Origin of the sequence: Streptomyces sp. SN-593 (assembly GCF_016756395.1) — a bacterium.
Lineage (GTDB): Bacteria > Actinomycetota > Actinomycetes > Streptomycetales > Streptomycetaceae > Actinacidiphila > Actinacidiphila reveromycinica.
In genome coordinates, this window is record NZ_AP018365.1 from 7,283,992 (window position 1) to 7,310,315 (window position 26,324).

Genomic DNA, 26,324 nt, shown 5'->3' on the forward strand with positions numbered 1-26,324 from the left:
CCGCCAGCCGGTATCAGGTGGGCCGGCGGCCTGTCTCGGGGAAGGTCGTGTCCCGGGCGGGGAGGATCAGCGTGACGGTCTCCGCGACGCACGCCGGCTTGGCGCCCTTGTCGATCCCGAGGGTGTAGCGCACCGTCAGGGCGGCCCCGGCGGGCGTCCGGCGCAGGTCGACGAAACGGGCGACGGCCCGGACCCGCGAGCCGGACGGCACCGGTGCGGGGAAACGCGCCCGGTTCACGCCGTAGTTGACCCGCCCGGACCCGGCCGCGAGCGTGAAGAGCCGCTCGCCGAAACCGGGGATCAGCGACAGCGTCAGGTACCCGTGCGCGATCGTGCCGCCGTACGGCCCGGCCGCGGCCCGCGCGGTGTCCACGTGGATCCACTGGTGGTCGCCGGTCGCGTCGGCGAACGCGTCGATCCTGGGCTGGTCGACGGTGAGCCAGTCCGTGGGGCCCATCTCCTGGTCCAGGGCCGCCTCGATCTCGTCGAGGTCGTGGAAGATCCGCGGCATCAGGCACCCACCCGCTCGAAGACCGCCGCCAGGCCCTGCCCGCCGCCGATGCACATGGTCTCCAGGCCGTACCGCGCGCCCCGCCGGTCCATCTCCCGTGCCAGCGTGGCCAGGATGCGGGCGCCCGTCGCGCCGACCGGATGGCCGAGCGAGATACCCGAGCCGTGCACGTTCACCCGCGCGAAGTCGGCCTCCGCCAGGCCCCAGGCGCGGGTGCAGGCCAGTGCCTGCGCCGCGAACGCCTCGTTCAGCTCGATCAGGTCGATGTCGGCCAGCTTCAGGCCGGCCCGGTCCAGCGCCGCCGCGGTCGCCGGGACCGGGCCGATGCCCATGGTCCGCGGCGGCACCCCGGCCACGGCCCACGACACCAGCCGCACCAGAGGCCGCAGGCCCAACTCGGCCGCACGCGCGGGATGGGTGACCACGCACACCGCGGCGGCGTCGTTCTGCCCGCTGGAGTTGCCCGCGGTGACGGTCGCCTCGGGGTCCTGGCCGGACATCACCGGCCGCAACCGGGCCAGCGCCTCCAGGGAGGTGTCCGCGCGTGGGTGCTCGTCGGTGTCCACGACCGTCGCGCCCTTCCGGCCGGGCACCGTCACCGGGATGATCTCCTCGGCGAACACCCCGGAGCGCTGCGCGGCGACGGCCCGCCGGTGGGAGGCGAGCGCCAGCCGGTCCTGCTCCTCGCGGCCGATCCCGTACTCCCGGCGCAGGTTCTCCGCCGTCTCCAGCATGCCGCCGGGCACCGGGTGGTCGCGGCCGCCGGCGGTGACCCGGCCGCGGGCCAGGCCGTCGTGCAGCATCACCCCGGCGCCGCCGGCGCCCCACCGCATGCGGTCGCTGTAGAAGGGGGCGTTGCTCATGGACTCCGTCCCGCCGGCCACCAGCAGGTCCCCGGCGCCGCACTGGACCTGCATCGCGGCTTGGAGGACGGCTTGCAGGCCGGAGCCGCAGCGGCGGTCCACCTGGAGGCCGGGCACCTCGACGGGCAGTCCCGCGTCGAGCGCGACGACGCGGCCGATTGCCGGCGCCTCGCTGCTGGGGAAGCAGTGGCCGAGGATCACGTCGTCGATCGCGGCCGGGTCCAGCCCGGTACGGCCGAGCAGGCCCTTCAGGGCGGCCGCGCCGAGTTCGGCGGCGCCGAGCGGCCTCAGCGCGCCGCCGAACCGGCCGATGGGGGTGCGAACGGGTTCGCAGATGACTGCTTCACGCATGGGGAGGCGCCTTTCGCGCGGTCGGGAACGGGAGCCGTCGGGCAGGGCGGGCCGCCGGGAAGGCCGGGCGCCGGGGAAGGGCGGGGCCGTCGGGGGAGGCCGGCGCCGCCGGGGAGGGCCTGGCGGCCCGGCCCTACATCAGCCGGCCGCCCGTCACCTCCAGCACCGTGCCGGTCATGTACGACGACAGGTCCGAGGCGAGGAACAGCGCGACCCCGGCGACCTCGTGGACCTCTCCCGCCCGCTGCATCGGGATCTCCGTCATCTTGTGGTCCCACGCGTGCTGGGGCATGGCCTCGGTCATCGCCGAGCGGATCAGCCCCGGCTGGATGACGTTGACCCGTACCCCGTGGTGGGCGACCTCCTTGGCGGCGGCCTTGGACAGGCCCACGATGCCGGCCTTGGCGGCGGAGTAGTTGGTCTGGCCGATCATGCCGACCTTGCCCGACAGCGAGGAGATGTTCACGATCGCGCCGCGCTTCTGCTCGCGCATGACGGCGGCCGCCTTGCGGGTGCCGTTCCAGGCACCCCGCAGGTGCACCGCGATGACCTGGTCGAACTGCTCCTCGGTCATCTTGCGCATGGTCGCGTCCCGGGTGATGCCCGCGTTGTTGACCATCACGTCGAGGGAGCCGAAGACCTCGACCGCGGCGTCCACCAGCGCGTTCGTCTGCGCCGTGTCGGTGACGTCGCAGCGCACCGCCCGCGCCGTGTCCGGTCCGCCGAGCTTCTCGGCCGCCGCCTGCGCGGCGGCGAGGTCGAGGTCGCCGATGACGACCCGGGCGCCCTCCTTGACGAAGGTCTCCGCGATGGCGAACCCGATGCCCTGGGCGCCGCCGGTGATGACGGCGGTCCGGCCTTGAAGCAGCGTCATGGGATGCTTTCTTCCTCGTTGTTCGTACGGACCGCGCGCCCCGGACGGGGGGCGCGGGAGGGCCGGGCGGTCTCCCGCGTGTGCCCTTCGGTGCCGGCGGCGGGACCGGGTCAGCGGGCGCCCAGGTGGCGGGCGACGCCGACCCCCGCCGTCGCCCCGTCGCCCGCGCAGGCCGCGAGGTGGGCCACCGAGTGCTGGCGGATGTCGCCCGCGGCGTAGACGCCGGGCACCGAGGCCGCCAGGAACGGGTCCACGACGACGTGTCCGGCCGCGTCCACGTCCACCAGTGCGCGGACCCACTCGCTGTTGGGCTGGAGTCCGGCGTAGACGAAGACGCCGTCGACGGCCTCGGTCCGCTCCTGGCCGCCCTGGCGCAGCACGACCTCGGCGACCTGCTTGTCGCCCTTGATGCCGGTCAGCTCCGTCCCGAAGGCCGTCTCGACGGCGTCGAGGGACGCGATCCGGTCGCGGATGACGCCCTGGGCGCTGAAGCGCTCCCCGCGGTGGGCCAGCAGCACCTGCCGCACTCCGTTGTCCAGGAGGACCCGCGCCTCGTCGAGCGCCGAGTCGCCGCCGCCCACCACCAGGACCCGCTTGCCCGCGAAGAAGTAGCCGTCGCACGCGGCGCACTGGGCGACCCCGCGGCCGAAGAACTCCGCCTCGCCGGGCACGCCCAGCGTGCGCCGGGACGACCCGGTGGCGATGACCACGGCGCGGGTGCGGTGGGATCCGCTCTCGCCGACCACCGCGAACTCCTCGCCGGTGCGCTCCAGCGCGGTGATGGTGTCCATGGTGAACTCCGCGCCCGCGTCCTCCGCCTGCTGCTGGACCAGCGGGCCGAGTTCGGCGCCGGAGACGCCGTCGGGGAAGCCGGGGAAGTTCTCGATGCGTTCGATGTTCATCACCTGGCCGCCGGGGGCGAGCTGCTCGACCACCAGCGTCCTGAGCCCGAAGCGCGCCGTGGTGAGGCCGGCGGTGAGGCCGGCCAGCCCCGCACCGGCGATGACGACGTCGTAGTCCATCTCTGTTTCCTCATCCGTGAGTTGGCGATCCAGGTCGGCCCTGGGCGGGGCGCCGGGACGTCGGAAGGAGCCGGTCCGCCACGGCGGGACCCAAGTGGTGAACGATTTCGATGCTCAATATTGGACCCTAGTTGGGCCGCGTGACGGGGTCAACCCCCCGGCCGGCCCGCCGCCCTGGTCGCGGTCGCGGCGGCGGGCGCGCGGCTGGGCGGAGCGGTTGTGCCTGCTCCACAAGATGCTTGACGACAGTCAAGCATCTTGCTACGTTTCGATTGTTCACCAATGCAGGTGATCGGAGCGGGACGCTCCCTGCGGAGAATGGGGCAGATGATGAACGAACCGGTGTACGAGGTCACGTGGCCGCTCGCCTCCTCGACCGTGAAGGAGATCGAGGCGAAGCCGCGCATATCGGACCTGTCGAAGGCGACGATCGGACACCTGTCGCACTACGGGTTCCGGCACAACGAGATGCGCCCCATCGTGGAGGAGGTGCTCAGCGAGCGCTATCCCGGCATCACGTTCGTCGGGCCCGACGAGTTCGGCAACATCCACGGCCCGCGCCACGGGAAGGACACCCTTCCGGTGCTTCCCGACAAGCTGAAGGAGTACGGCGTCGACGCGGTCATCACCGGCGTCGGCAGTTGCGGAACCTGTACCCCCGCGGTCGTCCGCGCGAGCATGGTCGCCGAGAAGGCGGGCGTGCCGAGCACGACGATCGTCGCGACGTCGTTCCTGCGGCAGGCCGGCACCGTGGCGCGCATGGAGGGGATGGCCGACCTCTGCATCTCGGAGTTCCCCGGCGTCATCATGAACCAGAGCGACGAGGAGCTGCGGCGCAACACCATCGACGTGCTGGTCCCCAACATCGTGGAGCAGCTCACCCGCACGGTGACCACCGCCGCTCCGGTGGTCGAGCCCGAGCCCGGCTCGATCGTGTTCACCGGCACGTTCGACGAGGTGAACGAGTACTTCCTGAAGAACCAGTGGTCCGACGGCCTGCCGATCGTGCCGCCCACCCTCGACCGCGTCGAGGCGTTCCTGCGCTTCACCGACCGCGACCCCGCCGAGGTGCTGGGGGTCATCCAGCCGGAGAACCGCGAGGCGACCGTCTGGAGCGTCGCCGTCAACGGCGTCATGTCGGGCTGCCGTCCGGAGTACCTGCCGATCCTCATCGGCATCGTCGAGGCCATGGCCGAACCGAACTTCTACGCGCGCGACTTCGGCGCCACGCCGGGGCTCGAACCCCTCGTCGTGGTCAGCGGCCCGATCGTGAAGCAGCTCGACTTCAACTACGAGACCGCGGTGATGCGCGTCGGCCGGCAGGCCAACACCAGCATCGGCCGCTTCGCCCGGATGTTCATGCGCAACATCGTGGGGCTGCGCTTCTCGCCGGACGACAGCGACAAGGCCTCCATCGGCCTGGGCATGAACGTCGTCCTGGCGGAGAACGAGGACGCCGTGACCGAGGTCGGATGGACCTCGCACGCGGAGACGTTCGGCTTCTCCCGTGAGGACAACGTGGTGACGGTGCAGAGCGTCATGGCGTCGACCATCCCGATCTACACCGCCGGCGACACCGCCAAGGAGCACCTCGACACCCTGGTCGAGATCTTCGGCGGCACCTGCGCGGGCTGGGCGCACACCGGGATCAAGAAGGGGAAGAACTTCCCGCTGCTGATCATGAGCCCCGGGGTGGCCAAGATCATCGCGCGCAACGGGCTGTCGAAGCGCGACGTCCAGCAGTACCTCTTCGACCACACCAGGATCAAGGTCAGCACCCTCAACCGGCACGCGTGGGAGCTGGGGTACACCGAGTACGACCTGCGCCAGCTCCACGCGGAGGGGATGGTCTCCTCGGCCTACGTCGAGTCCGACGACCCCGACCGCCTGGTGCCGGTGTTCGTCAAGCCCGAGGGGATCGGCATCGTGCTCAGCGGTGACCCGGGCCGCAACCAGAGCAAGGGCTTCGTGCAGAACCAGAGCCACGGCTACCCCACCGCCAAGAAGATCGCGCTGCCGGCGGACTGGGAGGCGAACCTCGGGAGGTGAGAGCACGGAGGCTGCCGCCAGGCTGTTGACACCCGCGAGAGCCCAGGGTTACGTTCATCACCATCTTGGGGGGTCAATTTTGTTGAACGATTTGCCGCCCCGGCGGTAGGTCCTCATCTGAGCGAGAGGTAGCCCAGTGCGGCCTGGAGCAAGTCTGACGCGATCACCGGCGAAGGCCACCGCGACGGCCACCGAGCAGCCTCGGGAGAGCCGCGTGCCGCCCAGGATGACCTGGAAGCGGGTGCGGCCGATCCTGCTGGGGTTGTCCTCACTCGTCCTGGTCATCGTGGGCTGGGAGGTCGAGTACCACGCGAAGCTGGTCAACACGACGTTCCTGCCCGGCCCGTGGGTCGTGGCCAAGGCCATGAAGACGGTGGTGGCCAGCGGTACCTTCCCGACCGACCTCAAGGTGTCGGCCGAGGAGTTCGCCCTGGGGCTGGGCATCTCGATCGTCGTGGGTGCGGGGCTCGGCATCCTGACGGGCTGGTACAAGTGGTTCGACGAGTTCCTCAAACCGATCGTCGTCGCCCTGAACTGCATGCCGCACCTGGCCGTCATCCCGCTGCTGATCCTGATCTTCGGCATCGGCATGACGCCCAAGATCGTGGTGGTGCTGCTGAGCTGCATCGTCGTCATGCTCATGAACACCGCATCGGGCGTGCAGAACGTCGACCAGAGTCTGATGCGGCTGTCCAAGAGCTGCGGCGCCTCCGACCTGCAGATCATCCGCACGATCGTGGCGCCGTCGGTGATCCCGTTCTTCATGACCGGCCTGCGGCTGTCGGTCGGCCGTGCCGTGATCGGCGTGGTGACCGGTGAGATCTTCGGCTCGCAGTCCGGCCTCGGCAACATCCTGATCAACGCACAGGGCGGCTTCAACATGCCGGTCATGTACGCCACGGTGATCATCCTGACGCTCCTCGGCATCGTGCTGACCCAGGCCGCCGGATGGTTCGAGGGCCGGATGCAGCGGTGGAAGGCGTGAGCGGAGCCGCGGAACAGCACGACACACACAGTGCGGGCCCGTCGACTCGTCGAGTCGCCGGGCCCGCGCGGGAGAGGAACGCGTGATGAGTGGCAAGGTCAGGATCGGCGTCATCGGAGCCAGCAGCCGGCCCCACGGCTGGGCGGCCCGCGCGCACCTGCCGGCGATCGCGGCGAGCGAGGACGTCGAACTGGCGGCGGTCTGCACCACGCGCCGGGAGAGCGCGGAGGAGTCCGCCCGGAAGTTCGGGGCGGAGCTCGCGTTCGACGACTACCGCGAGATGCTCGCGCGTGAGGACATCGAGGCGGTGTCGGTGGTGGTACGGGTCCCCTCCCACCACCAGGTCGCGAAGGACGCGCTGCTGGCCGGCAAGCCGGTCTACACCGAGTGGCCGCTCGGCCGGACCACCGAGGAGGCGGTCGAGCTCGCCGAACTCGCCGCCGAACGCGGCATCGTCACGGCCGTCGGCCTCCAGGCCCGGGTGCACCCCGCCTACCGGTACGTGCGCGACCTGATCGCGGACGGCCACATCGGCGAGGTGCTGTCCTGCCGGGCGAGCACCGTGACGTCGGGGGCGCTGGCCAAGCGGACCGACTTCGCCTGGTCGGCCGCCGCCGACACCGGGGCCAACACGCTCACGGTGACCAACGGGCACACCCTGGACACCGTGGTCTTCCTGCTCGGCGGCGCGGTCCGCACGCTCAGCGCGCAGACCACGACCCAGGTCAAGCAGTGGCACTCCATCGACGCCGACGAGTACGTCGACGTCGACGCGCCGGACACCGTCATCGTCACCGGCACCCTCACGGGCGGTGCGACGTTCTCCTCGTACGCCAGCATGGTGCCGTTCGCCGGCGAGGGCTTCCGGATCGAGGTCTACGGCCGCAAGGGGACGCTGACGATCCAGGGCGACTACCACCCGCAGAACAGCGACCCGGTCCTGCGCGTGGCCCTGGGCACGAACGCGCTGAAGCCGCTGGAGGTCCCGGCGCAGTACGTGACGGTGCCGCGGGTCACCGAGACGATCCAGCCCTACGGAGTGGGCGTGGCGTACCACGAGTTCGCCCGCTCGATCCGGGGCGAGGAGGGCGCGGCGCCCGACTTCGCCGTCGCGGTGACGCTGCACCGGCTGCTGGACGCGATCCGTCAGTCCTCGGCCTCCGGCGCCGTCGTCACCCTGGGCTGAAGGTGCGCCCGTCGTTCCCGTCGCGCCCGCCGTGACGGTGCGACGGCCGCCAGCACGGCGATCCCCATCAGCAGGCAGGGCACGCCGCCGGCCAGCAGGGAGAACCGTGCGCCGAACGCCGCGCCCACCCGACCCACGAGGGGCGCGCCGATCGGCGTCGATCCCTGCCAGCCGAGCGCCCACAGGGCCATCACCCGTCCGCGCATCTCGGGAGCCGCCGCGAGCTGCAACGTGGTCTTGGCCATCGAGTTGAACGTGATGGCGCCGTAGCCGACAAAGGCGAGCGCGACGTACTCGACCGCCCGGGTCGGCGCCAGCGCGGCGAAGTCGATCGCCAGCCCCCAGCCGATGGCCGCGTACGGCAGTCGGGTCCGCGAGCCGGTCGGCCTGCGGGTCGCCGCGGTGAGCCCGCCGACGATCGCACCGACCCCCATCGCGGCGGTCATGATCCCGTAGGTGGACGCGCCGCCGCCGAACGTGTCCGTGGCGATGAGCGGAACCGTCACCTGGAACTCCCAGGCGAGGGTGCCCGCCACGGTGAGCATCACCAGCGGGACCAGCAGGTCCGGGCTCCGGCGGACGTAGCGCAGCCCGGCGCGCAGCTCGCCCTTGGCGCGCGGCCGCGGCGGCCGGCCGCGGATGGCGGACTTGTCCATCATCGCCAGCGTGGCCAGCACGGCCGCGAAGGAGACCGCGTTGAGGTAGAAGCACAGGGTGAGGCCCAGGGCGCCGGCGGCCGCCCCGCCGGCCGCCGCGCCCAGCACGCGGGCGAGGTTGCCCGAGACGGAGTTGAGCGAGACCGCGTTGCCGATCTGGCCGTCCGAGACCAGCTCGGGAATGAAGGACTGCCGCACGGGAGTGTCGAAGACCTCGACCAGCCCGAGCAGCACCGCGAGCACGTAGATGATCCAGACGTGCATCGCGCCGAGTTGGGTGATGACGCCGAACGCGCAGGCCAGGACCCCGGACAGGAACTGTGTCACGTACAGCACGCGCTGCTTGTCCATGCGGTCGGCGATCACCCCGCCCTGCGGACCCAGCAGGAACAGCGGGCCGAACCGCGCGGCGACGGTCAGGCCGAGCACCGAGCCGGAGTGGCTGAGGCTGAGCACCAGCAGCGACTGGGCGACCGTCTGCATCCACGTGCCGCTCATGGAGACGAGCTGGCCGAAGAAGAAGAGCCGGTAGTTGCGCGTGCGCAGTGAGGAGAAGGTGGCGCTCAGCAACGGAGCGCCGGGCGCGGGCCGGGGCACGGTTCGGCGTCCTCTCCCGGCGAGTGCCGGATCTCAGATCGTTCACGTAAATCGTTGAGTGATGTCGTGGACAAAGCCATTGACTAATGTTGTACAGCATCCTAACGTTCGGGCCGGTCGCGGTGACAGGTCGTAGCAGGTCGGGAAGCGCTCGACGGCACCGGACACCAACCAGCAGGAAGGTCGTCACGATGGGATCACCGAGTCGCCCCGAGGGCTCCGAAGCCGTGTCCTTGCCGGCCGAGGACCGGGCCGCGATCCACGAGCTGATCGCGAAGTACACCGTCGCCGAGGACTCCGGGCAGGCCGACGACCTGGCCGCCCTCTTCACCGAGGACGGCCGGTTCACCAACAGCAAGGGCGTCTCGGTGGCCGGCCGCGAGGAGCTCGCCCGGCACGCGAGGAAGCGCTGGGAGAAGCCGGCAGCTCGGGACATCGTGCACTTGGTCGGTAATGTCACCGTCGAGGCGACCTCCGACGGCGCCCGTGCCGAGTCCGCCGCGATGTCCGTGCTCCGGCACGCGGACGGGTTCACCATCCGGGACCTGGTGTCCAAGGTCGACGAGCTTCGCCGCGAGGACGGCCGGTGGCTGTTCAGCAGCCGCACGATCGTCCCGACGCAGCGATGAGCCGGCCGGCCGCCGGGAATGTTCGGGCCGCTGGTCCAGCGGCGCAGCCAGTCGGTTCCGCAACAAAGGAGAGAACGCGTGGATCTTCAGCGACTTCAGCCGGGAGTGCCGGGTGCGCGGGCACGCACACGGGTGCGTGCGGGTGCGTGGGTGGCCGCTGCCGCCGCCATGGCCATGGCGCTGGCGGCCTGTGGAGGTGGCGGTTCCGGGGGTTCCTCCGGGGGCACCACGACGAACGGGCTGATCAAGATCAGGGTCGGCAGCAGCCCGGGCAACGAAGACGCCACCCCGTTCTTCGCCGCCCAGGCGCAGGGCTTCTTCAAGAAGAACGGCCTGGACGTCAGCGAGACGGACATCGCCGGCGGTGACACCGCCACCGCGGCCGAACTCGCGAGCAAGTCGCTGGACGTCGTGATCGGCAACGCCTCCGAGTGGATCGGCGACATCGCGAAGAAGAGCATCTCGGGCAAGATCATCGGTGAGTACACCGACCAGAACTACGTGATCGTGGCGCGTAAGGGGATCACGGACGTCTCCCAGCTCAAGGGCAAGACGATCGGCATCTCCAGCGTCGGCGGCGGCGACCAGATCTACAACCTGGCGGTCCTGTCCCACAGCGGGATCAAGAGCGGCGACATCAAGCAGTTGGCGCTCGGCGGCACCGCCGCCCGCATCGGAGCGCTGGAGTCCGGCCGCATCGACGCCACCGAACTGCCGACGACCACGGTCCCCGACGAGCTGGAGAGCCGCATCATCCTCACCGGCGCGGCGAGCCCGGTGAAGCTCATCTCCGGCGCCATCTTCGCCCGGCAGGACCTGATCGACTCCCAGGGGGCCGCGCTCAAGAAGTTCGTCACGGCGATGGGCCAGGCCGCCGACTGGGTCCGGGCCAACCCGAAGGCCGCGGTCGCCGCCTGCCAGAAGACCGGCTCCACCGCGGCCAGTTGCGCGAAGGACATCTCGATCGCGACCGGTCCGCAGTCCAACGCCTACACCTGGTCGTCGACCTGCGCGATCAACCTGCCCGCGGTGCAGGGCACGCTGTCGGCGGTCGCCGCGCTGGTGCCGCAGGTCAAGGGGCTCACCGAGAAGGACGTCGCGGACACCTCGTTCGCGGGCACCAAACCCTGATCCGCAACCACGCGCGGCGCGAGGGCGGAGGCGGTCGGCCTCCGCCCTCGCGCCGCGTCCACAGCCGGTTCCCGGCCGGGCGACCGGCCCGAAGCGAAGGAGACGCGACCATGCCCGACATCACCATCGACGACACGCTCACCATGCGGTACGAGGACGACTGCTTCGTCGAGCCCTGGCGCACGCCGGAGACCGTCCTGCTGGTGCACGGCGTCGGCGGCTCGATCGCCGAGTGGTACGCGTGGGTTCCGCCGCTGGCCGCCGAGTACCGCGTGGTGCGGGTGGACCTGCGTGGGTGGGGCGGGTCGAGCATCCCGCCCGAGGGCTACCCGTGGTCGATGGACCGCTACGCCGACGACCTCGCGGCCTTCCTCGACGGCATGGGCCTGGACAAGGTCCACTTCGTCGGCACGAAGCTCGGCGGGCGGATCGGGCTGCACTTCGCCACGCGCCATCCCGAACGGCTGCACACGCTGTCCCTGGTCTGCACCCCCATGACGATCCGGTTCGGGCCGGACGACCACGGGCAGCGGCTCCCGCGCGAGATCGGCGGCCGCGAGGGGTTGGAGCGCTGGGCGCGCGACACCATGGAGGAGCGGCTCGGAGCCGTCGACCCGGCGATGACCGAGTGGTGGGTGGACCTGTACACCAACTGCTCGCCGCGGGTCATGGGCGAGGTGCTGAGGATGGCGTGGGAGACCGAGGAGTACTCGCTGCTGCCGGGCATCGGCACGCCCACGCTGGTCGTCGACAGCGACGCCGAGACGCCGATCCCGGAGATCCGCCGGTGGCAGTCGATCATCCCCGACTCGGCCTTCACCGAGATCGAGATCAGCACCGAGGGCCGGCAGATCTCCGCCTCGAAGCCGGCGGACTGCGTCGCCGCCGTGCTGGACTACCTCCGGGCGCGCCGGCCGGAGGGCCGCTGACGGCTGAGGGCTGAGGGCTGAGGGCTGACCGCTGAGGGCCGGGGGCCGGGGGCCGGGGGCCGACGGCTGGTCGGCCGGCGGGTCCGCGACGCCTCAGAGCACGGCCATCCACTCCATCGTTTCGCGGCCGACGTCGATCGGCCAGCTCCCGGCGGGGTCGAGCGCCGACCCGCTGATCCGGAACGCGGCCAGGGAGGCGGGGACCGTCCGCAGCCGGCCGTCCTCGCGCACCGCCATCGGCTTCATGTTCGCCACGAGCAGCAGGCGTCCGGTGGGGTCCACCGAGAAGGTGCGGGGGAAGATGCCGCCCGTCTCGACCTCCCGCAGGACCTCGGTGCGGCCGCCGAGGCCGCCGATCCCCAGCACGCTGATGCTGTTCCGGCCGCCGGCGAAGACCGGGGGCACCTCGGGCGTGACCCAGCCGGGACCCCGCTCGCCGCCGCCCTCGATCCCGTCGGCGCGGTTGGACACGTAGACCAGCCGCCCTTCCGGGTGCACGTGGAGGGCGGCGGCGAGCTGGCGCGGCGCCGGCTCGCCGGGCGGCAGCAGCGGGGTGACGGCCAGCGGCTCGTCGTGCACCCCGGCCTCGTCCAGGCGCAGGGTGACGAGCTGGTTCTGCGGTTCGAGCGCGACGAACAGCAGCGGGCGGGTCGGGTGGAAGTCCACGTGCCGCGGGTTGAACAGCTCCACCCCGCCCTTGCCGGCCAGGTCCACGGTCCGCTCGGGTGTGACGACCCCGTCGCGGTAGGACAGCACGTTCAGCCGTCCGGGCACCGCGGCGCGGCCCGGCCCCTGCGCCCAGCCCCGGCTCGGCACGATCAGCCGGTCGCCGGCGGGCGTGACCCGTGCCTGGTGCGCGTAGACGCCGAGGTCGAGGTCGGGGGAGGAGGGCTCGCCCGGGGCCAGCGTGCCGTCGGGCAGCAGGGCGTGGACCGTGAGGCCGGACGGCTCGTTGTAGACCACGATCAGGTGCCTGTTCTCCGCGTCCACGGTCAGGTGGATCGGCCGGTCCCGGACCGGGACGGGCTCCTGGAGCAGGACCGGCCCGTCGGGGTCCCGGCGCACCGCGCACAGGAAGTACCGTCCCGCGGACCCGGGCCCGCGGTCCGCGCAGGCGATGTAGGCGATCGGCAACCGCCCGTGGGGCCAGCCGTACTGCACCCGGGCGGGCATGGTGAGGGCGCCCCGGTGGGCCAGTTCCGGCCCGTCGGTGCGCAGCGTCCACAGGTGCAGGTCCGGCCCGATGGCCGCGAGAACGTCAGGCACGAGACCTCGCTCAGCTCCGCCGGCGCGCCACTCGGCGACGCCGTGTTGCTGAACAGAGTAGATGAACAATATACGCCCTGTCGCCGACGACGCCGGAACTGTTTCCCGGATTCTGTCATCAAAAGTGTTGACCAATCTGGGGGATTGTAGCTAGCGTCCGATGACAACGGCGTTACGAACGGTCGACTGTTCCGGTCGGCGGGGTGACGCGTGGACCTGCCGAGGAGCTTGCGATGGGGACCCTGGAGACGACCGTGCTGACCGCCGAGGACCGGTTGGCGATCCACCAGCTGCTCGCGGAGTACAGCGTGTACGAGGACTCCGGCGCGGCGCAGGAGTGGGCGGCGCTGTTCACCTCCGACGGGCGGTTCGTCAGCAAGGCGGGCAAGGAGACGGTGGGCCGCGAGGCGCTGGCCGCCTTCGCCACCGAGCGGTGGAAGCGCCCGGAGGTGCGCCGGTGGGTGCACTGGGTGAACAACGTGACGATCAAGCCGGTGCCCGAGGGCGCCGAGGCGTTCTCGTACGCGATGGTCGTGGAGAAGTCGGAGGACGGCACGTTCTCGATCGTGAACGTGCAGGCGAAGCGGGACACGCTGCGCGTCGAGGACGGGGCCTGGCGCTTCCACGTCCGCCGGGTCGAGGTCCTCCAGGCCTCCTGACGGGCACGCACCGAAGGAGAAGGGGAGCGCACAGGATGTCAGACGCGTTGACGCCGGACGACCGGCTCGAGATCCGGGAACTGTTCGCACGCTGGAGCCGTGCGGAGGACACCGGTGCCTCCGAGGACTGGGCGGCGCTGTTCACCGAGGACGGGCGCTGCTCGAACGGCCGCGGCGAGACGATGCGCGGCCACGCGGAACTCCTGCGCAACTCGCAGGAGCGGTGGCGCAAGGCGACCGCGCGCCGCAGCGTCCACTGGATGGGCGAGGCCGTGATCGACCCCGCCGAGGACGGTGCGCGGGCACGCCACACCTCCATGCTCATCGAGACGGTCGACGGCGGGGGCTACCGCATCCGGAGCCTGTCCGAGCGGACCTACGACGTGTGCAGGCCCGCCGACGCGTGGCTCATCAGGTCACGGGAGTTCCGGCGGCTGCCGGCGTCGGAAGACTGACCGGCCCGGGACGGACCGGCGCCCCGCGCGGACCGGCCGCCCGGGCACATCCCCACCTCAGGACCAACACCGTTTCCCTAGTGCGGAAACCATCGGGAAGGCACGAGAGCGATGCGGAAAACCATGGTGTCGCAGGCCGAGCGGAGTGATGACATGACTGGTGACGGCGGCCTGACCGTCGGCGATTCCTCCTCGACATCCGACCCCGTCGCCTCCGGAGCGCCCGACGCCAGGCCGTCACGGCTGTGTGCGAAGGGCCTCTCGGTCGACTACGTCCGCAAGGGCAAGTCGGTGCGCGCCGTGGACAACGTCGACCTCGAACTGCGCGACGGGGAGTTCGTCGCCATCGTGGGCCCCAGCGGCTCCGGCAAGAGCACGTTCCTGATGGCCATCGACGGTCTGGTGCCGCTGTCCGGCGGCACCGTCTCGGTCAACGGGACGGTGACCCACGGGCCGGCCCCCGACCGGGCCGTGGTCTTCCAGGACGCCAGCCTGCTGCCGTGGCGCACGATCATCGACAACGTCGCCTACGGCCTGGAGATCGCCAAGCGCCCCAAGGCCGAGCGCTACCGGATCGCCGAGGAGCTGATCGCCCTCACCGGCCTGCGCGGGTTCGAGCAGTTCTACCCGTCGCAGCTTTCCGGCGGGATGCGCCAGCGAGTGAACATCGCCCGCGCGCTCGCCTCCAACCCCGAAGTGCTGCTGCTCGACGAGCCGTTCTCCGGTCTGGACGCCCAGACGCGCGAGACGATGCAGGGCGAACTGCTCAAGGTCTGGGACGAGCAGAAGAAGACCGCCGTGTTCGTCACGCACCAGATCGACGAGGCCGTCTACCTGGCCGACCGGGTCATCGCCTTCAGCGCCCGGCCCGCGCGCATCGTGCAGGAGTGGCGCATCCCCTTCGAGCGGCCGCGTCCGCTGGAGCTCAAGCAGACGCAGAAGCACCGCGACATCGAGGCCGAGATCTGGGCGGTCGTGCGGCACGAGGGCGAGAAGAGCGCCAAGGGCCGCTGACGGGAACCGACCCGTCGCCGCTACCGCTAGGAGAGGAACCCTTGTCCGACCACGTCCCCACGTCGGTACGGCTGTGCACGGCGGTGGGTCGAAGGCTCACCCTGCACGCCCTGACCGTCGCCGACGCACGGCTGACCGACCTCGGCTCGGTGGAACTGCCCTCGCGGGTCCAGTGCGTCCGACCGCATGCCGAACTGCCCCTGCTGTACGTCGCCTGCGCCGACCGCTCGCCCGACGCCGACGGCGACCCCTACTACGCGGTCGTCGTACGGGTCGGCGCGGACGGCGCACTGACCGTCGTCGGTGAGCCGACACCGCTGCCGGCGCGGCCGATCGACATCACGACCGACGCCGGCAGCTCCCACCTGCTCACCGCGTACAGCTCCGCCCCGGGCCTGACCGTCCACACCCTGGCCGGCGACGGCGCGATCGGCGCGCAGGTGCCGATGCCGCCGGACCTCGACCACGGCGGCTCGCCGCACCAGGTGCAGGTGTGCGCCTCCGGCGAGCGGGCGGTCATCACCGCCCGCGGGTCGAAGCCCTACGGCACGCCCAAGTACAAGCCCGGCGCCCTGAAGGTGCTCGCCTACGACGCCGGCCACGTGGCCAACCTGTACTCCGTCGCCCCCGCCGAGGACAGCGGCCTGCCCGGCTTCAACCCGCGCCAGGTCGCCTTCCACCCGACGCTGCCCACCGCGTACCTCTCACTCGAGGGCCAGAACATGCTGACCGTGCTCGCCGTCGACGGCGAGGACATCGGCGCCGAGCCGCTGTGGACCCTCGACCTGCTCCAGGACCGCGAGCACGTCATGCCGCGCCAGGACGGCGGGGCGCTGCGGCTGCACCCGAACGGGAAGTTCCTCTACATCGCCAACCGCAACGACGGGGTGCGCGACCCGAAGCAGCCGAGCTGGCTGTCGCCGGACCCGGTGCCGGTCTTCCCGGGCGGCGAGAACTCCGTGCTGGTCTTCGCCCTCGACGAGGCCACCGGCGAGCCGGTGCTGCGGCAGCGGATCGACTCCGGCGGACTGCACCCCCGCACGATCACCATGGACCCGGCGGGGCGGGTGCTGGTCACCGGCAACATGGCGCCGATGCGGGTCGGGGAACCTGGCGGCGTCCGGGACGTCCCGGCCGGTCTCGGGGTGTTCCGGATCGCGGCGGACGGCACGCTCGCCCTCGTCCGCGTGGTGCCGATCGACGTCGGCCCGGAGATCCTGGCATGGGTCGGGGTGGTCGACCGGTGACCGGCGTGACCGAGGACGCCAGGAAGCAGTTGTTCCGCGCCGCCCGCACCGCGAAGGCGTTCACCGACACCCCCGTCGGCGACGACGAGCTGCGGGAGATCTGGGAGCTGACCCGCTGGGGGCCCACCGGCGGCAACATCCAGCCGCTGCGCGTCCTGTTCGTCCGGGGCGAGGAGGCCGTGGACCGGCTCGTCCCGCACCTGAGCAAGGGCAACGCCAGGAAGGTCCGGGCGGCCCCGGCCACGGCGGTGCTCGCCGCCGACCTCGACTTCCACTCCCGGCTCGGCCTCATCGCGCCCGGCTCCTCCGCCAAACAGGAGCGCTACGCCGCCGACCGGGTGCTCGGCGAGGCGGACGCGCGGTTCAACGCCACCTTGCAGGCCGGCTACTTCGTCATGGCGGTCCGGGCCGTCGGCCTGGCCGCCGGCCCGATGGGCGGCTTCGACGGCCCGGGCATCGACGCGGAGTTCTTCGGCGACCGCAACTGGCGCACGATCCTCGCCGTCAACATCGGCCACCCCGCGGCGGACGCGTGGCAGGACCGGCAGCCGCGGGTTCCGGAGGCGGACGCCGTCCACTGGGCCTGACCTGCGGGTATCGAATGCGGAAAGGCGCCCGGCGGTGATCCGCCGGGCGCCGGTTTCGCGATGCGCGGAAGGTGTCCGACGGGCCGGTTGACGGATGCGGCCGACTGGTACAGAATCCAAATCGTTCACCATTATTGCTTAACCATCATCCGGCCGATCAAAGCGCTCGCCGGGGCCCGCCGCAGGTCGTGCGGCCCGGTCGACGACGGAGGTTGCTCGTGCGAACAGTGGTTGTGACCGACCCGCCCAGGGCGGCCCAGGAGGACGCGGACGCGCTGGCCCGCTTCGGCGTGGCCACCGTGCACGAGGCCCAGGGGCGCACCGGCTACCTCGGGCCGGAGTACCGGCCGGCGTGGCCCGGGGCGCGGGTGGCCGGCACCGCGGTGACCGTGCTGTGCTGGCCCGGCGACAACCTGATGGTGCACGTCGCCGTCGAGCAGTGCCGCCCCGGGGACATCCTGGTGGTCGCCACCAACTCCCCGAGCAGCGACGGCCTGTTCGGCGAGCTGTTCGCCACGTCGCTGGCAAGCCGGGGCGTGCGCGGCGCGGTGCTGTCCTGCGGGGTGCGCGACGTCGCCGACCTGCGGGAGATGGGCTTCCCGGTCTGGTCCACGGCGGTCAGTGCGCAGGGATCGGTGAAGGCGACCGCGGGCGCGGTGAACGTCCCCGTCGTGCTCGGCGGCCAACTCGTCCACCCCGGAGACGTGGTGGTCGCGGACGACGACGGCGCCGTGGTCGTCGAGCGGCGGCGCGCGGCCGAGGTGGTCGGGCTGTCGCAGGCCCGGGAGGACAAGGAGGCCGCGACCCGCTCGGCGTTCGTCGGCGGCGCGGTCGGCCTCGACGTCTACGGCATGCGGCAGCGGCTGCCCGACTTCGGCATCCAGTACGTGCCCTACGCGACCTACGCCGCGGAGCAGGGCGGGAGCGGCGCATGAGCTACGACGACGCCGGCGTGCCCTGCGTGATCATGCGGGGCGGCACGTCGCGCGGCCTGTACTTCGAGGCGGCCGACCTGCCCGCCGACCCGGCCGCGCGCGACGACCTGCTGCTGCGGCTGATGGGCACCCCGGACCCGCGGCAGATCGACGGCCTGGGCGGCGCGACGTCGCTGACCAGCAAGGTGGCGGTCGTCGGCCGGTCCGACGCGCCGGACGCCGACGTCGACTACCTCTTCCTCCAGCTCGGCGTCGAGCACGCCTCCGTCAGCGACCGGCAGAACTGCGGCAACATCCTGGCCGGCGTCGGGCAGTTCGCGGTCGAGCGGGGCCTGGTGGCCGCCGCCGACGGCGAGACCTCGGTGCGGATCAGGATGGCCAACTCCGGCAGCGTCGCGGTCGCGACCTTCCCGACGCCGGACGGGCGCGTGGAGTACCGCGGGGACGTCGCCATCTCCGGCGTCCCGGGCACCGCGGCGCCGGTCGTGCTCTCCTTCGCCGGCACCGAGGGCTCGCTGACCGGCGGCCTGCTGCCCACCGGCAACGTCCGTGACGTGGTCGCGGGCATCGAGGTCACCTGCGTCGACAACGGGATGCCGGTGGTCGTGGCCGCGGCGGAGTCGTTCGGCCTGACCGGCGCCGAGAGCGCCGAGGAACTCGCCGCCGACACCGGGCTGCTGGACGCGGTCGACGCGCTGCGCACCGAGGCCGGGACGCTGATGGGCCTGCGGGACGTCGCCGCCTCCCCGGTGCCGAAGACGGTGCTGGTCGGCCCGCCGGCCGACGGCGGCCACGTCCGCGCGCGCTCGTTCATCCCGCGCCGGCCGCACACCTCCATCGGCGTGCTGGCGGCGATCAGCGCGGTGACGGCGCTGCGCGTCCCCGGTGCGGTCGGCCACGAGATCGCCCGCGGGTGGCCGGCCGGCTCGGGCCAGGTCGACATCGAGCACCCGACCGGGCACATCCTCGTGGACGTCGCCCTGGACCTGACCGGCGCCCGGCCGCGCGTGACACGCGCCGGCGTCGTGCGCACCGCGCGCAAGCTCTCGGAAGGGACGGTCTTCCCGCGATGATCATCGACTGCCACGGCCACTACACGACCGCGCCGGAGGCGCACACCCGGTGGCGCGCGGAGCAGTGCCGGGCCCACGAGGCCGGTGTCGTCCCGCCGCCGTACCCCGAGATCACCGACGCCGAGATCAGGGAGTCGCTGCTCGGCAGCCAGCTCGCGCTCATGGCCGAGCGGGGCATCGACCTGACGATCTTCTCGCCGCGCGCCTCGGCGATGGGCCACCACGTCGGGGACGAGTCGGTCAGCCTGCGCTGGACCCGGGCGTGCAACGACCTGATCGCCCGGGTGGTGGGCCTGTACCCCGACGCGTTCGCGGGCGTGTGCCAACTGCCGCAGTCGCCGGGGGTCCCCATCGCGCGCTCGGTGCCGGAGCTGCGGCGCGCGGTCACCGAACTCGGCTTCGTCGGCTGCAACCTGAACCCGGACCCCAGCGGCGGCCGGTGGGACTCCGCCCCGCTCACCGACCGGTCGTGGTACCCGCTGTACGAGGCGATGGCCGAGTTGGACGTGCCGGCCATGGTGCACGTCTCGGCGGTGACGAACCCGAACTTCCACGCCACGGGATCGCACTACCTCAACGCCGACACCACGGCCTTCATGCAGTTCGTCCAGTCCGACCTGTTCCGCGACTTCCCGACGCTGCGGTTCGTGATCCCGCACGGCGGCGGGGCGGTGCCGTACCACTGGGGGAGGTTCCGGGGGCTGGCCGACATGCTGGGGCGGCCGGCCGTCGAGGAGGCCGTCCTGCCGAACGTCTTCTTCGACACCTGCGTCTACCACCAGCCCGGGATCGACCTGCTGTTCAAGGTGATCGGCACCGACAACATCCTGTTCGGCTCGGAGATGGTGGGCGCGGTGCGCGGCGTCGACCCGCGGACCGGCTTCTTCTTCGACGACACCCGGCGCTACGTCGAGGCGCTCGACCTGTCCGGGCCGGACCGCCGGCAGGTCTTCGAGCTCAACGCCCGGCGCGTGTACCCCCGGTTGCCCGTGCCCGCGGGGGCGTGAGCGGGCTCCCGTCCACGCCCTGGACGTGAATCGTTCACTATTTTAGTATGACAATAATGTAGTCAGTGCTGTGTGAGAGGACCGGAACCGCCCATGTCCCACGACCTGTCCGACGACGACTGGGAGAACCTCGGCGATGACGAGTGGAACAAGCGTCTCGACGAGCGCATCGCCCGGTTCAACGACGAGCGCGGTGTGGTCAAGGTGCCACCGCCGCCGCACGTGATCATGGACAACGAGTACGAGCGCGGCATCAACAACAAGCTCGTCACCGAGGACCTGATCCGGCACTTCGCCGACGCGATCGGCGACCCCAACCCGATCTGGCGCGACCCCTCGTACGCCGCCGGCACCCGGTGGGGCGGGATCACCGCGCCGCCCCTGTTCGAGTCCTGCATCTCCTTCGGCTCCTCCTTCGGCGGCCGGCTGCGCGTCCCCGGCGTGCACCGCCTGGCCGCCGGCAACCGGCACGACTACCTCAAGCCGTTCCGGCCCGGCGACGAGTTCCACATCCACGACAAGTACCTGGGCTTCGAGGAGAAGGAAGCACCCGGCAAGCCCTACCGCATGTTCATCGAGAGCGTGCCCCGCTACTTCGTCAACCAGCGCGACGAGACGATCGCGATCGCCACCGGCCGCAACATCTACATGGCCACCCCGCCCAGCCGCCGCAAGAAGAAGCGCGAGGGCGGGCTGTACGCCGACAAGGTGCGCGAGCCGCTGAGCCAGCAGCAACTCGACCACATCCACGAGGAGTTCGACGCGCAGCTCGCGGGCGAGCACCGCCGCGGCGCGCAGACCCGCTACTGGGAGGACGTCGTCGAGGGCGAGGAGATCCGCCCGGTCGTCAAGGGCGTGTACGACGTCTGCGACGCGTGCGCCCGCACCGTGGTGAGCACCTACACCTACGCCTTCGCGATCAAGTGGGCCGCGATGCGGGGCCACCTCCAGCACCACCCGGTGGACCCGGAGACCGGCGAGCACCGCTTCCGCCGCGACTGGCACTACGACGACCACGCCGCCCAGTTGTTCGGCGCCCCGTACGCGAACGTCGGCGGCATCCACAACGAGATGATGCTCGTCCACCTGGTGACCGACTGGATGGGCGACGACGGCTTCGTGCGCACCATGGACTCCCAGGACCGCCGGATGAACTTCCTCGGCGACGCCACGTGGGTCAAGGGCCGGGTCGGCCGCAAGTACGTCCAGGACGGCCTGCACCTGGTCGACCTGAACGTGTGGGCCGAGAACCAGGACGGCGTGCTGCACACCAAGTCCACCGTCACCGTGCAGCTCGTCTCGAAGGCCGAGTGAGCGATGGCCCCGACGGACTACACCACCCTCGACCTCGCGGTCGAGGACCGCATCGCCGTCCTCACGCTCGACCGGCCCCGGGCGCGCAACGCCATCGACGCGGCGATGCGCACCGAACTGCGCGACGCGGTGGACCGGGTGACCGAGGACACCTCGATCCGCGGCCTGGTGCTGACCGGGTCGGGCAGCGCGTTCTGCGCCGGCGGCGACATCCGCGGCATGCAGGAGCGGATGGACCTCGGCCCCCGGGTGGGCGAGGTCGGCTGGCGCCGGCAGCGCGAGCTGCACGACACGCTGACCCGGCTGTTCCAGTTGGACCGCCCCACCGTCGCCGCCGTCAACGGCCCGGCCCTGGGACTCGGCCTGGACCTCGCACTCACCTGCGACTTCCTGTTCCTGGCCGACACCGCGTCGGTCGCCTCGTCCTTCGTCAAGCGCGGGCTGGTCTCCGACGGGGGCGGGATGTTCCACCTCCCGCGCCGGGTCGGCCTGTCCACCGCGAAGGACCTGGTCTTCTCGGGCCGTTCCGTGCCGGCCGACGAGGCGCTGCGCATCGGCCTGGCCGACCGGGTGGTCCCGGCCGGCGACCTGCGCGCCACCGCCGTCGGCTACCTGCGCGGGCTGGCCACGCACCCGGCCATGGCGCAAGCGCTCGGCAAGGACATCCTCAACCGCAGTCTCGAGCTGAGCATCGAGGAGATCCACACGCTCAGCGGCCAGGCCCAGGCGTTCTGCTACATGAGCCCGGACCACCAGCAGTCGGTCCGGGAGTTCCTCGACGCGCGCCAGGCCCGCAAGACGAACACCGCCTGAACCGCTCTTCGACCGATGGAGACCCCTGTGACCGACCTCCCCACCGACGCGGCGGCAGCGCCCCCGCTGAAACAGCTGAGGGTCATCGACGCGTCGAGCCTCGTCGCCGGACCCTACTGCGCCAAACTGTTCGCCGACTTCGGTGCCGAGGTGGTGAAGGTCGAACCGCCGCGCGGCGACGAGGCCCGCCGGCGCGAGCCGTTCCTCGACGACCGGCCCGGCCCCGAGACCTCCGGGACGTTCCTCTACCTCAACCTCAACAAGCGCGGGGTGACGATCGACCTCGAACGGGCCGAGGGGCGCGAGCTGTTCCGCCGGCTGCTCGCCGACGCGGACATCCTCATCGAGGACCGGTCGCCGGCCGAGAACGAGCGGCTCGGCCTGGACTACGCGTCGCTGCGGGAGATCAACCCGGACCTGATCGTCACCTCCATCACCCCGTTCGGGCAGACCGGTCCGTACCGCGACTACAAGGCGTACCCGCTCAACACCTTCCACTCCAGCGGCCAGGGCTACCTGCTGCCGATGAACTCCGCCGACCGCTCCCGCGAGCCGGTCAAGGGCGCCTCCTTCATCGGCGAGTGCGACGCCGGGCTGACCGCGGCCATCGCCACCCTCGGCGCCCTGCTGTGGCGCGACGCCGGCGGGAGCGGGCAGCACATCGACGTCTCCAAGCAGCACGCCCTGATGCACCTGGAGAAGTCGCAGCTCCGCCGCTACGTCGACGACGGCGCCAGCCCGAACCGCACCGGCATGGGCCGGCTGCTGGAGACCCTGGTCAAGGGCAAGGACGGCCAGTACGTCGTGATCATCCTGTCCTCGGAGATCCAGTGGCGCGGCCTGTTCGAGGCGATGGGTCGGCCGACCTGGGGCGCCGAGCCCCCCTTCAACACCCAGGCCGGCCGCTCGGAGAACTACCCCGAACTGCGCGAACGGCTCCAGCGGTGGGCGGACGACCACACCGCCGACGAGATCTTCCACATGGTGCAGGGCCAGCGCAGCGCGTGCGCCCCGGTCAACCCGGCCGAGAGCTTCGTGAACTCGCCGCAGATCGAGGACCGCGGCTTCCTGCACGAGGTGGACCACCCGGTGGCGGGCACGCTGCGCTACCCGGGACGCCCCTTCCAGTTCTCCAACGTCGCGTGGAAGCCGCAGCGGCCCGCCCCGCTGCTCGGCCAGCACAACGCGGCGGTCCTCGGCGACGAGCTGGGCCTCACGCCGCAGGAACTGGTCAAGCTCACCGAAGCCGGAGTCATCTGATGGACATCACCGACATCATCAAGCCGGGCGCCCTCGAAGGCGTGCGCGTCGCGGACTTCGGCTGGGTGCTGGCCGGGCCCTACGCGACCATGCTGCTGGGCTACATGGGCGCCGAGGTCATCAAGATCGAGAGCCGCCGGCGCATCGACGAGCAGCGCATCGTCCACCGGGCCGGCGTCTCGGACAACGTCGACGCGTCGTCGAACTTCTTCGAGATCAACCTCAACAAGCGCAGCGTCACGCTCAACCTGAGCACCCCCGAGGGGGCGGCGCTGGCCCGGCGCATCGTCGCGCAGAGCGACATCGTCGTGGAGAACATGCGCCCCGGGGTGATGGACCGCCTCGGCCTGGGCTACGCGGACCTCGCCAAGGTCAGAGAGGACATCGTGATGGTGTCCATCTCGGGCTGGGGGCAGACCGGGCCGCTGCGCGAGTACACCGCCTACGCCCCCTGCTTCGCGTCCTTCGGCGGGCTGGCGCATATGATGGGGTACGCCGACGGCGAGCCCAACACCGGCACCAGCGCGATGGACGCCCGGTCCGGCACCGCGGCGGCGTTCGCGGTGCTCATGGCCCTGGCCATCCGCCGGCGCACCGGGCAGGGGCAGTACATCGACATGGCCTCGGGCGAGGCACTGTCGTGCCTGATCGGCGACGTCACGATGGACTACCTCATGAACGGCCGCTCGCCGTCGCGCGACGGCAACCGCGACGCCATCATGGCCCCGCACAACTGCTACCGCTGCGCCGGCGACGACCAGTGGATCAGCATCGCGGTGGGCACCGAGGCCGAGTGGGAGGGCCTGTGCGACGCGATGGGCCGGCCCGCCTGGACCGGTGACGCCGACTTCAGCGGCGCGTACGAGCGGTGGCGCCACCAGGAGCGGCTGGACGCGCTGGTGCAGGAGTGGACCTCGGCGATCCCCGCCGAGGAGGTCATGCACCGGTTGCAGAAGCACGGCGTGGCGGCCGTGCCGTCCTTCGACGCCGAGCGGCTGTTCGACAACGAGCACCTGCGCGAGCGCGGCAGCATCACCTCCGTCGAGCACCCGGTCCTCGGGGAGCGGCAGGCGATCAGCCCGCCGTGGCAGATGTCGGCGACGCCGCCGAAGATCGACCGCTACGCGCCCCTGCTCGGCGAGCACAACGACTACGTCCTGCGCGAGATGCTGGGCCTGCCGGACGACGAGATCGCCCGGCTGGTCGAGGAGAAGGTCGTCTACTAGGGCCTGTCCGGCAGGATCCGCCGGACAGGGCCTAGGAGGCCGCCGGAACCGCCGGGCGGACCCACATGCGAGGGGCTCACGGAGCCGGAGGAGCGATGCGGTGTCGGCTGGTACGGATGGCCGCCGGCATCCCCCGCGCGGCGGCGACGCCGTGCCGCCGCTGTGCCATCATCGTCGCGTGAGTCTGATGGACGTGGAGGACGCGGCGCGCCTGCGGCGTGCGAGTGCGCAGCTGACCCGCATCCTGAAGGCCGACGGCTTCGGGGTGGGCCTGACCTCGACCGAGGAGTCGGTCCTCGGATCGATCGTCATGCACGCCCCGATCGGCATCGGCGAGCTCATCAAGCTGGAGCAGTTGCACTCCTCCGTGCTGTCCCGGGCCATCAAGCGGCTCTCCCAACAGGAGCTGGTCCGGCGGGAGAAGGACCCGGGCGACCTGCGCTCGGCCTACTTCGAGCCGACCGAGGCCGGGCGCCGGCTGCACCGGCGGGTCATGGAGCAGCGCACCCAACTGCTGCTGTCCGGTGTCGCCGGCCTCACCGGCGCCCAGCAGGCGGCGCTGCGCGAGGTGCTGCCGGTGCTGGAGTCCCTGGTCGACGCGCTGCGCTGACATCCGTCTCGGCGACGTCCGTCAAGGCGACCTCCGGCACGGCGCGTCCGTCACGCCGTCGCCCGTCACGCGGTCGCCCGTCACGCCGTCGTCCGGAGCAGGTCGACGACCTCCTCGGCCAGGTCGCTCAGTCGCGCGCGGCTGCGGCGCAGGACCCCGACCGGCTCGGCGCTGTGCGGCACCGTCACGTCGAGCGGGACCAGGAAGCCGCGGTCCACGTCGAGTTGGGCCGCGTGCCGGGAGGTGATCCAGACCGCGTCGGACAGCAGCGTCAGCGCGCGGGCCAGGGCGAGCGACTGCGTCTCGGTGCAGCGGGTCGAGGCGTCGAGGCCGACCGACTGGAGGAAGGCGTCGGCCTGCAACCGCGGGGCGGTGCCGTGTTCGGGGATGACCAGCGGGTGGTTCAGCAGCGCGGACGGCCCGACGGGCCCGCCGGCGGCGAGAGGGTGGCCGGGGCGGGCGACGACGGCGAGCGACTCGGTGTAGAGGTGCTCGAAGGAGATCCCGCGCATGGTGCTCGGCTCGGCCGTGCGGCCGATCGCGAACTCGATCCGGCCGGTGGTCAGCGCCGCCACCAGCTCCGGGTTCGCCGCGGACACCACCTGGACCCAGGCGTGCGGCCGGTCGCGGTGCAGCCGCACGATCGCCCGGGGAAGCACCCCGCCGGCGACCGTGGGCAGGGCGCCGATCCGCAGCGGCGCCCGGCCCGGCGCGGTCTCGCGGACCAGCGCCTGGGACGCCGACTCCATGGCCTGGGTGACCTCCAGGGCATGCCGCAGGAAGCGCGTCCCGGCCTCGGTCGGGGACGCGCCGGAGCGCCCGCGGTCGACCAGCCGCCGGCCGGCGATGAGTTCGAGTTCGGCGAGGGTCTTGGACACGGCCGGCTGGCTGAGGCCCAGCCGTGCCGCCGCGCCCGCGAGCGTGCGCTCCTCGGCGATGGCGACGAAGCACGTCAGGTGCCGCAGCCGCATCCGGGACAGTGCCGTCGGCGAGAGCGGGGCGGTCTCGTAGGGATCGTGCATAACGTGAAGTTATGCAAGAAGGCTCATTTCGTCAATTTACCTCACCTTCGTTC

26 protein-coding genes are annotated in these 26,324 nt (G+C 71.7%); 19 read left to right on the plus strand and 7 right to left on the minus strand.

Going from position 1 to position 26,324, the window contains the following annotated elements:
• Window positions 1-13 precede the first annotated feature (13 nt).
• The 4 genes from RVR_RS31210 to RVR_RS31225 all read right to left on the minus strand — a co-directional run bounded on the left by RVR_RS31210 (window position 14) and on the right by RVR_RS31225 (window position 3,621).
• Window positions 14-511, minus strand: coding sequence for a MaoC family dehydratase (locus RVR_RS31210; protein WP_202237245.1), 498 nt, complete (start codon window positions 509-511; stop codon window positions 14-16).
• Window positions 511-1,725, minus strand: a complete 1,215-nt coding sequence (locus tag RVR_RS31215; protein WP_202237246.1) for an acetyl-CoA C-acetyltransferase — start codon at window positions 1,723-1,725, stop codon at window positions 511-513. Before RVR_RS31215 ends, RVR_RS31210 begins: the two co-directional genes overlap by 1 nt.
• Window positions 1,726-1,858: 133 nt before the next feature.
• Window positions 1,859-2,599, minus strand: a complete 741-nt coding sequence (gene fabG / locus RVR_RS31220) for a 3-oxoacyl-ACP reductase FabG (RefSeq protein ID WP_202237247.1) — start codon at window positions 2,597-2,599, stop codon at window positions 1,859-1,861.
• 110 nt (window positions 2,600-2,709) lie between these two features.
• Window positions 2,710-3,621, minus strand: coding sequence for an NAD(P)/FAD-dependent oxidoreductase (locus RVR_RS31225; protein WP_202237248.1), 912 nt, complete (start codon window positions 3,619-3,621; stop codon window positions 2,710-2,712).
• A gap of 327 nt (window positions 3,622-3,948) precedes the next feature.
• Between RVR_RS31225 and RVR_RS31230 the strand changes: the two genes are divergently transcribed.
• From RVR_RS31230 to RVR_RS31240, 3 genes are all read left to right on the plus strand, one after another.
• Window positions 3,949-5,670 carry a UGSC family (seleno)protein gene (locus RVR_RS31230; protein ID WP_202237249.1) on the plus strand — a complete coding sequence of 574 codons (1,722 nt, stop codon included), beginning with the start codon at window positions 3,949-3,951 and terminating at the stop codon, window positions 5,668-5,670.
• A 214-nt stretch (window positions 5,671-5,884) separates the two neighbouring features.
• A complete protein-coding gene (locus RVR_RS31235; protein ID WP_202237250.1) occupies window positions 5,885-6,655 on the plus strand; it encodes an ABC transporter permease in 771 nt (256 codons plus the stop codon).
• An 85-nt stretch (window positions 6,656-6,740) separates the two neighbouring features.
• Window positions 6,741-7,841 carry a Gfo/Idh/MocA family protein gene (locus RVR_RS31240; RefSeq protein ID WP_202237251.1) on the plus strand — a complete coding sequence of 367 codons (1,101 nt, stop codon included), beginning with the start codon at window positions 6,741-6,743 and terminating at the stop codon, window positions 7,839-7,841.
• Here the strand turns inward: RVR_RS31240 and RVR_RS31245 are convergent.
• On the minus strand, window positions 7,802-9,094 hold the full coding sequence (locus RVR_RS31245; RefSeq protein ID WP_202237252.1) for an MFS transporter: 1,293 nt from the start codon (window positions 9,092-9,094) through the stop codon (window positions 7,802-7,804). The genes RVR_RS31240 and RVR_RS31245 overlap by 40 nt on opposite strands.
• A 191-nt stretch (window positions 9,095-9,285) precedes the next feature.
• On the opposite strand from RVR_RS31245, the gene RVR_RS31250 reads away from it, so the two are divergent.
• The 3 genes from RVR_RS31250 to RVR_RS31260 all read left to right on the plus strand — a co-directional run bounded on the left by RVR_RS31250 (window position 9,286) and on the right by RVR_RS31260 (window position 11,783).
• Window positions 9,286-9,723, plus strand: coding sequence for a nuclear transport factor 2 family protein (locus tag RVR_RS31250; RefSeq protein ID WP_202237253.1), 438 nt, complete (start codon window positions 9,286-9,288; stop codon window positions 9,721-9,723).
• Window positions 9,724-9,873: 150 nt separating this feature from the next.
• Complete coding sequence (locus RVR_RS31255; protein ID WP_202237254.1) at window positions 9,874-10,854, plus strand: ABC transporter substrate-binding protein; 981 nt, start codon at window positions 9,874-9,876, stop codon at window positions 10,852-10,854.
• A 110-nt stretch (window positions 10,855-10,964) separates the two neighbouring features.
• Complete coding sequence (locus RVR_RS31260; protein WP_202237255.1) at window positions 10,965-11,783, plus strand: alpha/beta fold hydrolase; 819 nt, start codon at window positions 10,965-10,967, stop codon at window positions 11,781-11,783.
• A 93-nt stretch (window positions 11,784-11,876) separates the two neighbouring features.
• On the opposite strand, the gene RVR_RS31265 is transcribed toward RVR_RS31260, so the two are convergent.
• Entirely contained in the window at window positions 11,877-13,049 is a 1,173-nt protein-coding gene (locus tag RVR_RS31265; protein ID WP_202237256.1) for a lactonase family protein, read from the minus strand.
• Between the two features lie 233 nt (window positions 13,050-13,282).
• Between RVR_RS31265 and RVR_RS31270 the strand changes: the two genes are divergently transcribed.
• From RVR_RS31270 to RVR_RS31330, 13 genes are all read left to right on the plus strand, one after another.
• Window positions 13,283-13,708: a nuclear transport factor 2 family protein gene (locus RVR_RS31270; protein ID WP_202237257.1), complete on the plus strand. Its 426-nt coding sequence runs from the start codon at window positions 13,283-13,285 to the stop codon at window positions 13,706-13,708.
• Between the two features lie 35 nt (window positions 13,709-13,743).
• On the plus strand, window positions 13,744-14,163 hold the full coding sequence (locus tag RVR_RS31275; RefSeq protein WP_202237258.1) for a nuclear transport factor 2 family protein: 420 nt from the start codon (window positions 13,744-13,746) through the stop codon (window positions 14,161-14,163).
• 153 nt (window positions 14,164-14,316) lie between these two features.
• Complete coding sequence (locus RVR_RS31280; protein ID WP_202237259.1) at window positions 14,317-15,177, plus strand: ABC transporter ATP-binding protein; 861 nt, start codon at window positions 14,317-14,319, stop codon at window positions 15,175-15,177.
• Window positions 15,178-15,218: 41 nt separating this feature from the next.
• Window positions 15,219-16,424 carry a beta-propeller fold lactonase family protein gene (locus RVR_RS31285; RefSeq protein ID WP_202237260.1) on the plus strand — a complete coding sequence of 402 codons (1,206 nt, stop codon included), beginning with the start codon at window positions 15,219-15,221 and terminating at the stop codon, window positions 16,422-16,424.
• A complete protein-coding gene (locus RVR_RS31290) occupies window positions 16,421-17,011 on the plus strand; it encodes a malonic semialdehyde reductase (RefSeq protein ID WP_237405069.1) in 591 nt (196 codons plus the stop codon). Before RVR_RS31285 ends, RVR_RS31290 begins: the two co-directional genes overlap by 4 nt.
• Window positions 17,012-17,229: 218 nt before the next feature.
• Complete coding sequence (locus RVR_RS31295; RefSeq protein WP_202237262.1) at window positions 17,230-17,946, plus strand: 4-carboxy-4-hydroxy-2-oxoadipate aldolase/oxaloacetate decarboxylase; 717 nt, start codon at window positions 17,230-17,232, stop codon at window positions 17,944-17,946.
• Window positions 17,943-19,019, plus strand: a complete 1,077-nt coding sequence (locus tag RVR_RS31300) for a 4-oxalomesaconate tautomerase (RefSeq protein ID WP_202237263.1) — start codon at window positions 17,943-17,945, stop codon at window positions 19,017-19,019. Before RVR_RS31295 ends, RVR_RS31300 begins: the two co-directional genes overlap by 4 nt.
• Complete coding sequence (locus RVR_RS31305; protein ID WP_202237264.1) at window positions 19,016-20,026, plus strand: amidohydrolase family protein; 1,011 nt, start codon at window positions 19,016-19,018, stop codon at window positions 20,024-20,026. The genes RVR_RS31300 and RVR_RS31305 overlap by 4 nt, the downstream gene beginning before the upstream one ends.
• A gap of 93 nt (window positions 20,027-20,119) precedes the next feature.
• Window positions 20,120-21,340 carry an FAS1-like dehydratase domain-containing protein gene (locus RVR_RS31310; protein WP_202237265.1) on the plus strand — a complete coding sequence of 407 codons (1,221 nt, stop codon included), beginning with the start codon at window positions 20,120-20,122 and terminating at the stop codon, window positions 21,338-21,340.
• 3 nt (window positions 21,341-21,343) lie between these two features.
• Window positions 21,344-22,153: an enoyl-CoA hydratase/isomerase family protein gene (locus tag RVR_RS31315; protein ID WP_202237266.1), complete on the plus strand. Its 810-nt coding sequence runs from the start codon at window positions 21,344-21,346 to the stop codon at window positions 22,151-22,153.
• A 27-nt stretch (window positions 22,154-22,180) separates the two neighbouring features.
• Entirely contained in the window at window positions 22,181-23,413 is a 1,233-nt protein-coding gene (locus tag RVR_RS31320) for a CaiB/BaiF CoA transferase family protein (protein WP_202237267.1), read from the plus strand.
• On the plus strand, window positions 23,413-24,639 hold the full coding sequence (locus RVR_RS31325) for a CaiB/BaiF CoA transferase family protein (RefSeq protein WP_202237268.1): 1,227 nt from the start codon (window positions 23,413-23,415) through the stop codon (window positions 24,637-24,639). The genes RVR_RS31320 and RVR_RS31325 overlap by 1 nt, the downstream gene beginning before the upstream one ends.
• A 187-nt stretch (window positions 24,640-24,826) precedes the next feature.
• Window positions 24,827-25,249 carry a MarR family winged helix-turn-helix transcriptional regulator gene (locus tag RVR_RS31330; RefSeq protein WP_237405438.1) on the plus strand — a complete coding sequence of 141 codons (423 nt, stop codon included), beginning with the start codon at window positions 24,827-24,829 and terminating at the stop codon, window positions 25,247-25,249.
• An 80-nt stretch (window positions 25,250-25,329) separates the two neighbouring features.
• On the opposite strand, the gene RVR_RS31335 is transcribed toward RVR_RS31330, so the two are convergent.
• On the minus strand, window positions 25,330-26,271 hold the full coding sequence (locus RVR_RS31335; protein ID WP_202237270.1) for a LysR substrate-binding domain-containing protein: 942 nt from the start codon (window positions 26,269-26,271) through the stop codon (window positions 25,330-25,332).
• Window positions 26,272-26,324 lie beyond the last annotated feature (53 nt).